Origin of the sequence: Algisphaera agarilytica (genome assembly GCF_014207595.1) — a bacterium.
Taxonomy (GTDB): domain Bacteria; phylum Planctomycetota; class Phycisphaerae; order Phycisphaerales; family Phycisphaeraceae; genus Algisphaera; species Algisphaera agarilytica.
In genome coordinates, this window is record NZ_JACHGY010000001.1 from 2,497,652 (window position 1) to 2,511,925 (window position 14,274).

A 14,274-nucleotide genomic window follows, 5' to 3' on the forward strand; every position below is an offset into this window, starting at 1 on the left:
GGTACACCATGAAACGATTCACATCCATCCTGACCACACTACTCATCACTGCTTTGCCGGTTGGCACCACTGTGGCGGAGACGCCGGACGTACAGCCGCTGCTTGACCGGGGGCAGTTTGGCGAGGCGAAGGCGGTTCTGCTCGGCCACCTCGAACAGCAGCCCGGCGATCACGATGCGCGGCTGGCGCTCGGCGTGACGACTTTTCTCGATGGCATCGAGGAGTTTGCGCAGACGACCTACTCGTATGGCGTGCGCAACTTCGGGGAAGACTTTGGCATGATGATGCCGCTGCTGGCGGTGCCCGTGCGGCGCAACCCCGACCCGCAGCCGGTCTCGGCCGACGACGTGGTGGCGATGCTCGAGCGGTTCGAAGAAGCGCTGGCGGAGGTTGATGACATCCTCGCTCCCATCGGCGATGAAGCGGCGCAGATGCCGCTGCGCATCGGCACGGTGCACATGGACCTCAACGGCGACGGCGAGCTCGCCGACGACGAAGGGCTCTGGCGTTTCTACGACGCGTTGACCGGCCGGCAACGCCGGTGGCAGCAACCCGATGAGAACGACCCGGGGGTGCAGGCGAAGGCTGAAAATTTTGTCCTGGGCCTCGACACCGCCGACGCGTACTGGCTCCGCGGCTACTGCCAGGTGATGAGCGGCGTGGTGGATGTGGTCTTGGCCTACGACGGCACCGAGCTGTTCAACCGTACGGCCCATCTGTTCTTTGAGAAGCCCGAGACGCCGTACCCCTGGCTGCTCGAGAACGTGCAGGACGAGTACGGCGGCTTCGACCAAATGCTCTTTCTCGACCTGATTGCGGCGCTGCACCTCATCAACCAGCCGCTGCGTGACGCCGAGCGGATGCCCGCGGCCCACGCGCACTTCATGCAGGTCATCGAGTTCAGCCGGCTGAGCTGGAACTCGATCCTCGCCGAGACCGACAACCAGAACGAGTGGGTGCCGGGGCCCGACCAAACGGGCGCGATCGGCATCAATCTGACGCAGGAGCAGATCGACTCGTGGCTGAGTTTCCTCGACGAGGCCGAGGCGATCCTGGAAGGCGAGACGTTGCTTCCGTTCTGGCGTGGCACCAACGAGAAGCGGGGCATCAACGTGCAGAAGGTCTTTACCGAGCCGACGACGCTGGACCTGATCCTCTGGGTCCAGGGCACCGCGGCCCACCCGTACCTTGAAGAAGGCAAACTGACCGACCCCGGCTTCTGGCGAAAGCTCAACAACGACTTCGGCCGAAACTTCCCGGGCTTCGCGTTCTGGATCAACTGATATGGCAGACACCGCCCTCAATCCCGACACCCTGCTTACCCCCGAGTTCATGCGCCAGCTTGATCGGCTGGACGTGCGCTCGCGGAAGATGCTGCGCGGGACGGTGCAGGGCGAGCGGCGATCCAAGAAGCGGGGCGCCTCGGTCGAGTTTGCCGACTACCGCAACTACGTCGTCGGGGACGACCTGCGGCGGATCGACTGGAACCTCTACGCCCGGCTGGACAAGCTGTTCCTCCGGCTGTTTATGGAAGAGGAAGACCTTTCGGTGTCGCTGGTGATCGATACGACCGTGAGCATGGACTACGGCGAGCCGAACAAGCTGCTCTACGCCAAGCAGATGGTCGCGGCGCTGGGTTATATCGCACTGACCCACTACAACCGGCTGAACCTCTACAGCTTCACCGACACCGTCGCCGGCACGGCCGAGGGTATGCGCGGGCGTCGCCCCATCCCGCGGATGGTCGATTGGCTCAACCAGCAACAACCCACGCCCGGGGAAGGCAACCTCGCGGCGGTCTGCAAGAAGCTGGCGATGCTCAACCAACGCCCCGGCGTGGTCGTGCTGGTCAGCGACTTCTTCGACAAGGGCGACCTCTCCGCGGCGCTGCGCTACCTAGCGGGCGATCGCTACGACGCCTACGCGATCCAATTGCTCTCGCCCCAGGAAGTCGACCCGGCCAAAGGCGGCGTGGTGGGTGATCTCAAACTCACGGATATGGAAGACGGCGATCTGGCCGAGGTGTCGGTGAGCAAGGCGTTGCTTGAGAAGTACCAGGCCAACCTGCAGGCGTATTGCCAGCACGTCCGCGACACCTGCACCAAACGCGGGATGTCATACATGACCGCGACAACTGACCTCGCAGTTGAGTTGGTGGTCCTGAAGTACCTGCGTGAGAGGGGGTTGCTGGGATGACCCGAACGATCCACCACGGAGTACGCGGAGGCACGGAGGCACGGAGGAAGGCATCCTTCGGGGTGACCCTTCGTCTATCTGCCTTGGCTCCGTGCCTCCGTGTCTCCGCGCTCTCCGTGATTAAGCGAAGCGCTGCCTTGCCGATTGGAGGAAACCCATGAGTTTTCTCAACCCCGTAACTGCACTGATCGCGGCGGGGATCACGATTCCGCTTCTGGTGTCGCTGTATTTCCTGAAGCTGCGGCGTAAGCCGATGGTGGTACCATCCACGCTGCTGTGGAAGCGGGCGGTGCAGGACCTGCAGGTGAATGCGCCGTTCCAGCGGATCCGCAACAACCTGTTGCTGTGGTTGCAGCTGTTGCTGTTGGCGTTGCTCTTGCTGGCGATGGCCCGGCCGACGCAGCGGGCGACGGTGGCACCCGGCGAGCGGGTGGTGATCGTGGTCGACCAATCCGGATCGATGGCCACGGAGATGGCCGGCGGCAAGACACGGCTCGACGAAGCCAAAGACCGGGCGTTGCAGTTGATCGACAACCTCGACGCGTCGTCGGGCGGGGCGATGGTGGTGAGCTTTGCCGAACGGGCGCAGGTGCTGCAGTCGTTCACGAACGACCGGGGCCTGCTGCGGACCGCGGTGCGTAGCATCGGGGTGACGGACCAGCGCAGCCGGATCGAGCCGGCGTTGGGTCTGATCGAACCGCACACGGCGGGCCCCGGCGGTGACGCCGCCGACGCCGAGGGCCTCACGGTGTATGTGTTCAGCGACGGCCGGGTCCACCGCGACGGGGCGGAGCCGCTGGCTTTGCCGGGCGCGACGCTGGCGTTTGAACGCATCGGCGAAGTGATCGAAACCAACGTCGGGATCGTCTCGGCCTCGGCCCGGCGCGACTACGACCAGCCCTCGCTGGTGCGCGTCTTCGCCCGGCTGACCAATACCGGTTTGGCGACCCGCACGAACGTGACGCTGATGGTTGACGGCCGAGTGGTGCGGACCCGGGCGTTGTCGTTGCCCGCAGCAGATGCGCCGACGGTGGACGATCAGGGCAACACCACGCCGGGCGCGACCGGCGAGGCGTCGGTGACGTTTGAGGTGCCGCTGTCGGGCAGCGCGACGATCGAGCTGGTGCACGACCACAACGACGGGCTGCTCGCGGACAACGCGGTGCGGCTGCAGCTGCTTCCCGCTCAGCGGCTGGGCGTGCTGCTGGTCACCGAGGGCAACCGCTATCTGCGTGAGGCGATCCGTGCTGCGGGGGCGCGTCGGCTGGAGCTGCGGACCCCCGAAGAGTACGAGGCGATGACGCCTGCCGAGCTACGCAGCGACGGGGCGGCGGACGGCTCGGGGGTGGACTCGGGGTACGACGTGATCGTGTTCGATCGGTATTCGCCGACGGCGGTTCCCCCGGTAAGCAGCCTGGCGTTTGGCGGGGCGGTGCCGGTGCCGGGGCTGTCGGTGCGGGCGTCGGCGGAGGATGCGCCGGTGATGCAGTCGGTGTTGACCTGGTCGCGGGACCACCCGTTGATGCAGTACGTCGTGCTGGACGATGTGACGCTGCGTCGCCCGGGTCGGCTGACGGTGCCGCTCAACGCGAAGGTGTTGGCGGTGGGTTTGGCGGGGCCGTTGATCGCCGAGACGCGTGATGCGCAGCAGCGGCACGTGGCGGTGAGCTTCGATGTGCTCGAGAGCCGGTGGCCGCACCACTGGAGCTTCCAGATCTTCATGGTCAACGCGCTCGAGACGCTCGGCCTGAGTCAGACCGCCAGCGCGTCGAGCGGCGAGGCGGCGCTGTCGTTCCGCTCGGGCGAGTCGGCGACGGTGACGGTACCCGGCGGCGAAACCACGGTGGGCTATAACGGCCCGGTGCGGTTGTCGGCGACGACACGGGAAGGCCGGGCAACGCTGCCGGCGTTCACCCGCGTGGGCTTCTACGACGCGGACGGCACCACGGTGTCGGCCCCGATGGACCGGCTGGCGGTGAACCTGCTTGATGAGTTGGAGAGTGACACCCGGCCCGTCGAACGGCTGGAGGTCGGCACGGGCGTGGTTCAGGCCACGGCCGAGTCGTCGCTGATCCGCCGCGAGGTGTGGCAGTGGTTCGCGTGGGCGGCGCTGGGGATGCTGGTCATCGAGTGGCTGGTGTACACGCGGCGGATGCGGGTTTAGCAACGCAGAACAGCTCAAAAGCAGCAAAGTAGAAAATCAAACACGCCAGATCCGGGCGGTTTAGAGGTCCATTTGTTGCTTTTCGGGTTTGCTATTTTTCTGCGTTTCGCTCCCCCGCTACACTGTGCGCCCCATGGCCAAGACTTCCAAATCCAAGAAATCCCTCACCTACGCCGACACTGGCGTCTCGATCGAGGCCGGCGACGCGATGGTCGGCCGGATCCAGCAGCACCTGCGCAAGACCCACGGCCCCCGCGTCCTGGGCAAGCACGGCGCGTTTGCGGGCATGTTCCGGCTGGACTTCAACGAGAAGTTGTTCAAACGCAACTACAAAGACCCCGTCCTCGTGAGCTGCACCGACGGCGTGGGCACGAAGGTGTTGCTGGCGATCCAGCTCGGCAAGCACGACACGATCGGGCAGGACTGCGTGGCGATGAACGTCAACGACATGATCGTCCAGGGGGCCGAGCCGTTGTTCTTCCTAGACTACATCGGCACGCACTCGGTGGACCCGGTCCATATGGAGCGGATCGTCAAGGGCGTCGCGGACGGGTGCTCGCTGGCGGGTTGTGCGCTGATTGGCGGTGAGACGGCGGAGATGCCGGATGTGTATGGCAAGGGCGATTACGACCTGGCGGGTTTCTCGGTGGGCGTGGTGGAGCTCAGCCGGATTGTCGAGGGCGACCAGCGCGTCGAGAAAGGCGATGTGATCCTGGGCCTGGCGTCCAGCGGCGTGCACAGCAACGGCTACACGCTGGTGCGGGCGATCGTGAAGCAGGCGAAGCTCGACCTAAACAAGGTGTACAAGGATTTCGACGACGACCCGCAGTTTGCCGGCAAGACGCTGGGCGAGATTCTGCTCGAGCCCACGCGGATCTACGTCAAGCCGATCGTGCGGCTGCTGGCGGGTTACAAGCGGAAACGCCCGATCAGCGGCATGGCTCACATCACCGGTGGCGGTTTGCCGGGCAACGTGAACCGGGCTTTGCCGGAGAATCTGGACGCGAAGATCAGCCGCAAGAGCTGGGAGGTGCCGGCGCTGTTCAAGTTCCTGCAGAAGCACGGCAACGTCGACGAGGACGAGATGCTGCGGGTGTTCAACATGGGCATCGGCTACACGCTGATCGTCCGGCCGCACTTCGCCGAGGCGATCGCCGAGAAGCTGACCAAGGCGGGCGAGCAGGTGTTCACCCTCGGCAAGATCACGGCGGGCAGCGGCAAAGTCGTCTTCACCAAGTGATCCGGGCCGGGGATGTCGCGTTTGGGCAACATCCGGTTTGACCGCTGCAGACTACGGCGGGGCTTTTTACTGGGCAATATTTCTCAAGTCATTGAAAAATATAGATTTGAATAAATTTAGAATCGATGTTTCGCTTCTCTTTCGCTCGCTCGGGGGCCCGTGCTATAACTGCATAGCGGCCTGCACCTGGCCCGCCGCTTCCCCGCAATCTGTATCTGGAGCCCCCGGAGATGAACGAACACGACTTCCAAAAGAAACTCGGCGACCTGATGGGTGAGATCAGCACCCTGCCCAAGGCCGAGCGCGAAAAGCTGGAAGCCCTCGCCCAGCAAACCAAGGAACGCCACGGCAAGCTGAAGAAGACCGTCGGCGAGCTCCAGGAGTCGCTGGACTACCTGCGTCTGTCGATCAAGTACCTGGTCTTCGACCTCGAGGCCACCCGCCGGGAGAACGGCTACCTCCGCAAGATGCTCGAGGAGTCCAGCCAGGCTCCCAAGCCCGATAGTGCCGCTGACTTCGGCCCCGAGGACGTGGATTTCGATCTCGACCTCGACGACGACCACGACGACCTGCAAGACTCGCTCTAAATCGATCTCGCCGCAGCTCGGCTGCCCCCCTTGATTACACAATCGAAGACCCGATCCACCGCACCCCGGAAACCGTCGATAGACGCCTTCCGGGGTGCGGCTTTGCTATGATTCGGTACTTCATGGAAGAAGCCCCACGCCAGGGCACCGCCCCGGATTTTGATTCCCGCCCACACGGCCCCGAAAAGGATTCGCAATGGACCCGACGTTCAACCCCCTCGCCCTGATGCCCCAAGCGATGGCCCAAGGCCTCGACGCCAAGGCCATGGCCAATCCGTACCCCAACCCCCAGCTCGCCCCGCCCATCGGCCGCTACCGCGAGATGACCATCGACGAGATGCTGCTCGAAAACCGGGTGGTCTTCCTCATCGGCGAGATCAACCACGCCAGTGCCATGGGCGTCGTGATGCGGCTCCTGCACCTGCAGAACCAGAAGCCCGGCCAAGACATCAACCTCTACATCAACTCGCCAGGCGGCAGCGTCGACGACACGCTGGCCATGATCGACACGATGGACTTCATCAGCTCCGACGTGAACACCTACTGCATCGGCAAGGCGATGTCCGGCGGCGCCCTCACCCTCGCCGCGGGCACCAAGGGCAAACGCTACTGCCTGCCCCACGCCAAGGTCATGATCCACCAGCCCTACGGCGGGATCTACGGCCAAGCCTCGGACGTCAAGATCCAGGCCGACGAAATCCTCAAGACCAAGAATGAGCTCAACGAGCTGCTCGCGGGCTACACCGGCCAATCGGTCGAGCAGATCGCCAAGGACGCCGAACGCGACAAGTTCTTCGGTGCCCAGGAAGCCAAGGACTACGGCCTCGTCGACGAAGTCATCGAGAAGCCCGCCAAGAAAGATTCGGACGACGCGTCCTGATCTGAAACGCCTCCCCAAGAAATTAGAAGCCCACGGTCATCTTGGCCGTGGGTTTTTTTGTGTGATTTGCCCCAGCACATACGACGCAGATTTCCAATACCGCTGCGCAGGACAACGGCGGTTTTGGGGTTTCTAGGTTGAGCCGAGCCAAGGCATACGCCTCCGCTCGGCATTCGATCAGAAACACCACGGAGTCACGCGATGAAATGGTTCAACGTTGGAACCCGCTACGTCTTTACGATTGCGCTGTTTGCTTCGATTTCCTGCGGAGCATATGGCAACGTTCTGGTCAACGGCGGCTTCGAGACCGGCGACCTCACCGGCTGGGACGAGCCGGACGTGAACAACAACCCCTGGTCGGTCCTCGGCTTCGCCCGCACGGGCAGCCACTCGGCGTATAGCGCGCCGATGCCCACCGCCGGGCCGAGCAATCTCTACCAGAGTTTTGATCCGATCCCTGTCAGCCAGATCACCGAAGCGGGTTATTGGTATTTCCATATGGGGGGTACTGGAAGCGTCGGCTCAGCCGTGACGCTGACGTTTTCCGACGCCAGCCAGGTGCAGGACACCCTGTTTGCCGAGGACCCCGAATACGTCCAATTCGAGTGGGCCTACCGCGACCTGACCCCGACGCTTGCAGGCTATGCCGACAAGTCCCTCACGCAGATCAGCTTCTTCACCGGTGTGAACAAAGCCAAGTACATCGACGACGTGGTGATCGTCCCCGAACCCTCCTCGCTGCTGCTGATCGGCCTGGGAGGCGTGGCGATCTGCACGCGGTCGCGACGGGCTCAGGGTTAGGCTGAGATCAAAATCAGGGGCGGATTTGGGGAGATATGAGCGTTGAATCTTGGTGCGAAGCGCTTCCAGCGATACACTGGGAGTGTCTTTGCGTTTTTGTCTCTTTGTTCTTGTTTCAAACTTCGTTCCTAAATCTTGTCTGCCTTGATTAATTTCACCCCCGGGGAACTTGAGGGTGTTTCCTTTGAATCATTTGTTACAGCAGGGTATGAGTCGCCGGGGACGGGTTGCTAGGAGCTACGGTACTGCGCTATTGGTTGGGGCGTTGGGAGCACAGGCCTCGGCATTGACGATCGAGGGTGTTCAGGTTGCGGCTGTGGAGATCCCGCAGATCAACGCGGCGATTACGTTGCCTAGCGATCCGACTTCGCCGTTGACCACCGAGGGCTTGCTTGGTCCGACGTTCACGATTAAAGCGTTCTACGACAGTGGGGCGAGCGGTGTCTTGCTGGCAAAAGAAACCGCAGACGCCCTGGGTGTCCCGCTTGCTTCAGGGGTTGAATTTGGTGATGTCGGTGTGGGTGGCATCGACTATTTCAATGTGTCCGAGAACATTAATATCCACCTCGCACCTTTTCTCGCGCCGTTTGGTGTGGGTGCGGATATCGATAATCCTGCGACCTTTACCCAAACCTACAACCAAGTCTTTACCAACATCCGGGCCCAGGTCGCTCAGCAAAACAGCGACACCTTTATTGGCGGCCTCGATGTGTTTGGCATGCCTCTGTTCCAGGGCAAGACGGTGACCATGGACTCTCGCAGGTTTAACGGCGGCGAGATCGAGGTCACCGATGTCAATGTCTATAACTCGGGACAGCTTCCCAACAGCGTGCCTGATGCGGATTTTCATATCCAAACGACCTATGCGGACTTCTCGCGTTTCACTCAGACCACCGGCGGCGAGGGGCCAACCTTCAGCGAAAACCCTTTTATTGGCGGAGACCCGCTTGACGCGTTGATCCCTGGTGGCGGTGTTGCGGCAGCCAATACGCTTAGCTCAATACCATTGGATACCCAGGTGGTGGCCAGCTACGGCGGGACCTCATCCGGCGGGAGTTGGCTCTATGACATGGGGGCAATGACCTCGATTATCTCCGAGCAGCAGGCTGCGCTGATGGGGGTGACATATAGCGAAGACACGCTCCCCGATGGCACACCGTTCCTCGAAGGTGCTCCGTTGGAAGATCAATTCCAGCTTCAGGTCGGCGGCGTCGGCGGCACGACCACCGTTGCAGGGTTCCTGCTCGACACGCTCACGCTGCCCACCGTTGAGGGCGAGCCGATCACCTACACCAAGGCACCGGTCCTGGTTTTGGATATCGCGGTGGAGGACCCCGACACCGGTGATCAGCTCACACTTGCGGGCATCCTCGGCATGAACTTGATCCTGCCCAACTTCGAAATCAACACGCTCGATCTCCGGGCGAGTGCCTTTGATTTCATTACCTTCGACGAGCCTTCGGGTTTGCTCGGCCTGACGCTCAACCCCGACGTCGTCGACATCACCCTCCCCGGCGACTACAACGGCAACGGCGTCGTCGACGCAGCGGACTACACCATCTGGCAAGACAGCTTCGGCTCGATGGACGATCTGGCCGCCGACGGCAACGGCAACGGTATCGTGGACGCGGCCGACTACACTATCTGGCAAGACAACTTCGGCAACACCAGCGCCGCCAGCGGTCTGTCCAATTTCACCATCATCCCCGAACCCGCATCCCTCCTGATGGTTTCGGGGCTGGGCGTTTTGATGGCTTCGCGGCGTCGCAACCCAATTACTTGCTGAAATTGTGAATCCCACTGAGAAGCGGGTTCTTGCGGCTCTTGGTATTCACCGTGCGGCCAGCCATGTCTGCATGGTGTTGACCACTTCGGCGCACAGCTTGGGTTGGGTTGCGTCGCGGTGGGGTGAAGCGAATCGACCGGAGTCGTTGTCGAAGTACTTGCCGTTGGCGTGGGCGAATTCTTCGGACAGCGCGGCGCGGGTGAGGATGTCGGCACCGATCTTCAGGTCGCCGCCCGCCATGCCGTAGGCGTCGCGGACCATCTTGCTGCCCAGCAGTGACCCGGGGTTGACCGCGACGAAGAGCGGGCCGTCGTCCTGGTAGAGCGCTGCGAGGTGGTTGGTCCACATGGTGATCGCGAGTTTGCTCTGGGCGTAGGCGGTCTTGTCGGGGAGCGGCCGTGAGTTTTGGCCGGCCAACGCTTGAAGGTCGACCTTCGCTTGCGCGGCGGAGGACAGGTTCACCACCCGGCCGCCCGGTCCCATGAGCAAAGTCAAACGGGTTGCGAGTAGGTACGGCGCGACCGTGTTCACCGCAAAGCGGATGTCCAGGCCGTCGGGCGTGACGGGGGTCGGGGTCATGAAGACGCCTGCGTTGTTGATCAGCACATCCAGCTTCTCATGCTTGCTGGAAACCTCGGCGGCGAGCGCTTCGACCTGCTTCATGTCCGACAGGTCGGCGGCGTAGGTTTCAACCGGCCCTGCACCGGGCAGTGAGGCGACTTGGCTCTTGGTTTGTTCGAGTTTGGCGGCGCTTCGGCCGTGCAGCAGCAGGTGGTGGCCCAGGGGCGCGAGCATCTTCGCGGTTTCGAGGCCGATGCCGTCGGTCGCGCCGGTGAGGAGGATGGTTTTGGGCATAGCGGGGCTCGCGGTCTTGGGGTTAGTCGTGGAAGTGGGGCAGCAAATCGTCGGCCAGGCGGTGGAGCGTTTGGTCGATGTCGGCCTGGTTGAAACGCAGGTTGAGCGCCAGGTGATTCACGCCGATGGCTTCGAGCGATTTCACGTAGTCGAGCAGGTGGTTCATCCCCAGCCGCATGCCGAGGTGGATCGGCTGGGGCGGCGTGTCGGGGTTCTCGGCAAGATCGATATACACCGTTTGCAGCACGGGCTGCGGCGCTCGGCCTGCGGCTTCGACGCGTTGCTGCCAGTCCTGGATGACGTGGGCCTGGGCGTCGAGGTTACGCGGGTAGGTCATCCAGCCGTCGCCGTGCTGGGCGACCCAGTCGGGGTTTTGTTGGCTGCCGCCGGTGACGAGCATCGGGATCGAGCCGGCGGTGGGTTTGGGCAGCATGTCGATGCCGCCCAGCGAGCTGCCGAAATCGTTGTCGAACGGCGGGGCGGTCTCGCTCATCGTGCGGATGTATTCAAAGCTCTCGCGGAAGCGTTGGCCACGCGAGTCGTAGGGGATGTTGAGCGCGGGGTATTCGTCCGGCCGATCGCCCGACGCCACGCCGAGGATCAACCGACCCCCCGACAACGCATCCACACTCGCCGCCGCTTTGGCGACGTGGGCGGGGTGGCGCAGCGGCAGGATGATGCTCGCCACGCCGAGTGCGATCTTTTCGGTCTGGCCCGCAAGTAGGCCTAGGTAGACAAACGGGTCGTACAGCTGCCCCGCGTCGCCGAACGAAGGCACATCAAACGGCACATCGCGCAGCCACACCGCCGAGAAACCCAAGGTCTCGGCGAGCTTGATCCGACGGGCCTGGTCGTGCATGTCCGGCACCCGGGATTGGGTGTACTCCGTGACGGGCACGACCAGGCCGAGGGACAGCTTCCCCGCGCGGAATACGCTGTTGTATCCGCGGTTGAGGCTGGGGAATGGGGTGGTTGACGCGGCGGCCGTGGTCATGGCTTAGTTCTCAACAACAACTTTGCCCATACCTTGCTTGCTCTCCAGGCGGGCGTGGGCTTCGCCAGCCTGATCCAGGGTGAACTTGTTTTCATCGAGCACGGGCTTGAGTCCGCCGGCCTCGGCGATAGTCGTCACGTCGCTCAAGATCGCGGCGTGCTCTTCACGCTTGAAGTTGTGCAGCATCGGGATCAGCATGAACACGACGTGCAGCGACAGGCCCTTGAAGTGGGCGGTGGTCAGGTCGAGCTCGCACATCGAGACGGTCGAGGCGACGTGGCCGTTGAGGGCCGCGGCCTCGAAGGAGTTGGCCATGTTGGCCCCGCCCACCGAGTCGTAGACGATGTCGAAGCCCGCGCCGCCGGTGTGATTGGCGACGTAGTCTTCCACCGTTTCGGTCTTGTAGTTGATGGGGGTCGCGCCGAGCTGCTGGATGAGTTCGAGCTGCTTGTCGCCGCCGCCGGTCGCGTAGACGTCGGCACCCCAGTGTTTGGCGAGTTGCAGGGCGACGTGGCCCACGCCACCCGAGCCGCCGTGGACCAGGACTTTTTGTCCTGCGGTGATACCCGCACGCTTGAGGCCTTCGTAGGCGGTGATCACCACCAGAGGCAGTGCCGCGGCCTCGGCCATCGACAGGTTCTTGGGCTTGTGCGCGATCAGCTTGCTGTCCGCGGCGATGTACTCGGCCAACGTGCCGGGCAGGTCAGCCAGGCCGCCGGCACATCCGTATACCTCATCGCCCACGGCGTAGCCTTCGACGCCTTCACCCACCGCTTCGACCGTGCCGGCGAAGTCCATCCCCAGGATCGCGGGGGCGGCGGGCGACAACGGCAGCGCTTCGCCCATCGTGCGGATCATCGTGTCGACGGTGTTGACGCTCGACGCGGCGATCTTCACCAGCACTTCGCCGGCCTTGGCTTCGGGGGTGGCGACCTCGGCGGCCTCGAACACGGAGTCGGGGCCGTAGGATTTAACGAGCATGGCTTTCATCAATGAATTTCCTTAAAGCAATTGAAACGGGGATCAGGTTTGGGTTGGGAAGTTACTGGATTTCCTGGACGCCCATGACCAGGTCGTTCCAGTTGCGTTGGTTCTCGATGTCGTGCTCCAGGCCCTTGTCGTCGGCGATCTGGAAACGCTTGACCGCGGGGGTTTTGCTGGTCGCCTGGTAGAGCCAGTAGGCCTCGGCCTTGAGGGCTTCGTCGATCGGCTTGTCGATCGATTCGTAGACCATGCTCTTGCAGGCGCTGATCGACTCGGCGGGGAACTTCGAAATCCGCTTGGCGAGGTCGTCGACGTACTCGCCGATCTCGTCGGGCTCGAGGACTTTGTTGACGGTGCCGTAGGCTTCGGCTTCCTCGGCGGTGAAGTCACGGGCGCTGAGAATGATCTCGAGTGCCCGGCCCAGGCCGCATTGGCGGGCCATCCGCGAAGCACCACCGCCGCAGGGCAGGATGCCCATGCCGACTTCCATCTGCATGAACTTGAACTTACCGCGAGCAGCAAAGCGCATATCCAACGCGAGGGCGAGCTCGTGGCCGCCGCCGCGGGCGAAGCCTTCGAGCTTGGCGATGGTGGCCTGGGGCAGCTTGCTGATGCGTTCGCAGACCGATTGCAGGTCGAGCAGATTCGCTTCGTCACGCGACACCGCCTCGGTGGACATGTCTTTGAGCAGGTTGGTGTCGTAGTGGCAGACCCAGATCTCGGGGTTGGCCGACTGGAAGACGACGACCTTGATGTCGCGGTCGCGCTCCAGCCGAAGGGCGAGGCTGTTGAGGTCGGCCAGCATCTCCTGGCCCTGGACGTTGACGGGCGGGAAGTCGAAGGTGACCCACATCACGGCGTCTTCGATGTCGGTTTTGAACGTGGTGAATTTGTCGTAGCTCATGTCTGAATTCCTTGTCCTTGGGGTACTAAGTGGAGGGAGGTAACGGAGGGTCAGTCGACCTGAGTCATTTCGTCCACGGTGAACTCGGCCACCGCGCCTTCGGTCGCTTCGAGGTAGGCGGCGAGGTGAGGGGCGTTCATGTGGTGCTGCCAGAGCTCGCGGGACTCCCAGTTCTCGAAGAACAGGAAGTGGGCGGGGTCGTCGTTGTCCTGGTGCAGGTCGTACTGCAGGCAGCCCGCCTCGGCCCGGGTGATCGGGATGAGCTTCTCCAGCTCGGCCTTGACCCGATCGATCTGGTCAGGAATGGCGTGGATGTTGGCGACGATGGTGAGCTTGGGCATGGCGGGTTCCGTGTTGGGGGCGGCCGGGGGTGGCCGCTAGGGGCAGGCTTTCGATGTTGGTCGGAAGATATGAGGCAACATTGGTCTTGACAAGTACCCACATTTTTGTAAGTATTGAAAAAGTTTCTTGTCCAGGATCATGCATATGACGCGAAAGTATTGTTGGAAAACAGGTTGTGACGTTGAGGCCTCGCTCAGCGTCATCGGAGGAAAATGGAAGCCGGTGCTTTTATGCCACCTGATGCAGGGGCCCAAACGCTTCGGCGAGCTCCGTCGGCTCGTTCCGAACGCCACCGAACGCATGATCACCCTCCAGCTCCGTGAGCTGGAAGCGGACGGTGTGGTGCATCGCGAGGTCTTCCCGGAGGTCCCGCCGCGGGTGGAGTACACGATCACCGAGTTCGGCCGAACGCTCGAGCCGATCCTGGTGCAGATGCAGCAGTGGGGCTGTGATTTCAAGGTCCGTCGATTGGCGGAAGAGGCGCAACATGCGCGAGAAGCGCATGAGGCGTCCGAGATTCAGAGTGAATCAGCCTGATTCG

General features: G+C 62.8%; 14 protein-coding genes. 9 read left to right on the forward strand and 5 right to left on the reverse strand.

Features of this window, described 5'->3' with window-relative positions; all coding sequences use genetic code 11:
* The first annotated feature begins 8 nt into the window (after positions 1-8).
* From HNQ40_RS10795 to HNQ40_RS10830, 8 genes are all read left to right on the forward strand, one after another.
* Positions 9-1,283, forward strand: coding sequence for a hypothetical protein (locus HNQ40_RS10795; RefSeq protein WP_184677843.1), 1,275 nt, complete (start codon positions 9-11; stop codon positions 1,281-1,283).
* Between the two features lies 1 nt (position 1,284).
* Entirely contained in the window at positions 1,285-2,196 is a 912-nt protein-coding gene (locus HNQ40_RS10800; RefSeq protein ID WP_184677844.1) for a DUF58 domain-containing protein, read from the forward strand.
* A gap of 157 nt (positions 2,197-2,353) precedes the next feature.
* On the forward strand, positions 2,354-4,360 hold the full coding sequence (locus HNQ40_RS10805) for a vWA domain-containing protein (RefSeq protein ID WP_184677845.1): 2,007 nt from the start codon (positions 2,354-2,356) through the stop codon (positions 4,358-4,360).
* Positions 4,361-4,493: 133 nt separating this feature from the next.
* Entirely contained in the window at positions 4,494-5,600 is a 1,107-nt protein-coding gene (gene purM / locus HNQ40_RS10810) for a phosphoribosylformylglycinamidine cyclo-ligase (RefSeq protein WP_184677846.1), read from the forward strand.
* 230 nt (positions 5,601-5,830) lie between these two features.
* Complete coding sequence (locus HNQ40_RS10815) at positions 5,831-6,187, forward strand: hypothetical protein (protein ID WP_184677847.1); 357 nt, start codon at positions 5,831-5,833, stop codon at positions 6,185-6,187.
* A gap of 196 nt (positions 6,188-6,383) precedes the next feature.
* Positions 6,384-7,067, forward strand: coding sequence for a ClpP family protease (locus HNQ40_RS10820; protein ID WP_221435489.1), 684 nt, complete (start codon positions 6,384-6,386; stop codon positions 7,065-7,067).
* A 201-nt stretch (positions 7,068-7,268) separates the two neighbouring features.
* Positions 7,269-7,868, forward strand: a complete 600-nt coding sequence (locus HNQ40_RS10825; RefSeq protein ID WP_184677848.1) for a PEP-CTERM sorting domain-containing protein — start codon at positions 7,269-7,271, stop codon at positions 7,866-7,868.
* 316 nt (positions 7,869-8,184) lie between these two features.
* Entirely contained in the window at positions 8,185-9,654 is a 1,470-nt protein-coding gene (locus tag HNQ40_RS10830) for a dockerin type I repeat-containing protein (RefSeq protein ID WP_221435490.1), read from the forward strand.
* A gap of 45 nt (positions 9,655-9,699) precedes the next feature.
* Here HNQ40_RS10830 and HNQ40_RS10835 read toward each other — a convergent pair whose 3' ends face one another.
* From HNQ40_RS10835 to HNQ40_RS10855, 5 genes are read right to left on the reverse strand one after another with little or no spacing between them, the layout of a single operon-like run.
* Positions 9,700-10,509 (reverse strand): SDR family NAD(P)-dependent oxidoreductase, encoded by an 810-nt coding sequence (locus HNQ40_RS10835; protein WP_184677850.1) that lies wholly within the window; start codon positions 10,507-10,509, stop codon positions 9,700-9,702.
* A 22-nt stretch (positions 10,510-10,531) separates the two neighbouring features.
* Entirely contained in the window at positions 10,532-11,503 is a 972-nt protein-coding gene (locus HNQ40_RS10840) for an LLM class oxidoreductase (RefSeq protein ID WP_184677851.1), read from the reverse strand.
* A gap of 3 nt (positions 11,504-11,506) precedes the next feature.
* Positions 11,507-12,493, reverse strand: a complete 987-nt coding sequence (locus HNQ40_RS10845) for a zinc-dependent alcohol dehydrogenase family protein (protein ID WP_184677852.1) — start codon at positions 12,491-12,493, stop codon at positions 11,507-11,509.
* 52 nt (positions 12,494-12,545) lie between these two features.
* Positions 12,546-13,391: an enoyl-CoA hydratase/isomerase family protein gene (locus HNQ40_RS10850; RefSeq protein WP_184677853.1), complete on the reverse strand. Its 846-nt coding sequence runs from the start codon at positions 13,389-13,391 to the stop codon at positions 12,546-12,548.
* A gap of 50 nt (positions 13,392-13,441) precedes the next feature.
* Entirely contained in the window at positions 13,442-13,732 is a 291-nt protein-coding gene (locus HNQ40_RS10855) for a putative quinol monooxygenase (protein WP_184677854.1), read from the reverse strand.
* A gap of 145 nt (positions 13,733-13,877) precedes the next feature.
* Here HNQ40_RS10855 and HNQ40_RS10860 point away from each other — a divergent pair, with 145 nt between their 5' ends.
* The gene (locus HNQ40_RS10860; RefSeq protein ID WP_184677855.1) at positions 13,878-14,270 is read left to right on the forward strand and encodes a winged helix-turn-helix transcriptional regulator; all 393 of its coding nucleotides are present in this window, start codon (positions 13,878-13,880) and stop codon (positions 14,268-14,270) included.
* Positions 14,271-14,274 lie beyond the last annotated feature (4 nt).

Coding starts and splice junctions, on each gene's coding strand:
- HNQ40_RS10795 (WP_184677843.1), top strand. CDS start 9: ATGAAACGATTCACATCCATCCTGACCACACTACTCATCACTGCTTTG.
- HNQ40_RS10800 (WP_184677844.1), top strand. CDS start 1,285: ATGGCAGACACCGCCCTCAATCCCGACACCCTGCTTACCCCCGAGTTC.
- HNQ40_RS10805 (WP_184677845.1), top strand. CDS start 2,354: ATGAGTTTTCTCAACCCCGTAACTGCACTGATCGCGGCGGGGATCACG.
- purM (WP_184677846.1), top strand. CDS start 4,494: ATGGCCAAGACTTCCAAATCCAAGAAATCCCTCACCTACGCCGACACT.
- HNQ40_RS10815 (WP_184677847.1), top strand. CDS start 5,831: ATGAACGAACACGACTTCCAAAAGAAACTCGGCGACCTGATGGGTGAG.
- HNQ40_RS10820 (WP_221435489.1), top strand. CDS start 6,384: ATGGACCCGACGTTCAACCCCCTCGCCCTGATGCCCCAAGCGATGGCC.
- HNQ40_RS10825 (WP_184677848.1), top strand. CDS start 7,269: ATGAAATGGTTCAACGTTGGAACCCGCTACGTCTTTACGATTGCGCTG.
- HNQ40_RS10835 (WP_184677850.1), bottom strand. CDS start 10,509: ATGCCCAAAACCATCCTCCTCACCGGCGCGACCGACGGCATCGGCCTC.
- HNQ40_RS10840 (WP_184677851.1), bottom strand. CDS start 11,503: ATGACCACGGCCGCCGCGTCAACCACCCCATTCCCCAGCCTCAACCGC.
- HNQ40_RS10845 (WP_184677852.1), bottom strand. CDS start 12,493: ATGAAAGCCATGCTCGTTAAATCCTACGGCCCCGACTCCGTGTTCGAG.
- HNQ40_RS10850 (WP_184677853.1), bottom strand. CDS start 13,391: ATGAGCTACGACAAATTCACCACGTTCAAAACCGACATCGAAGACGCC.
- HNQ40_RS10855 (WP_184677854.1), bottom strand. CDS start 13,732: ATGCCCAAGCTCACCATCGTCGCCAACATCCACGCCATTCCTGACCAG.
- HNQ40_RS10860 (WP_184677855.1), top strand. CDS start 13,878: ATGACGCGAAAGTATTGTTGGAAAACAGGTTGTGACGTTGAGGCCTCG.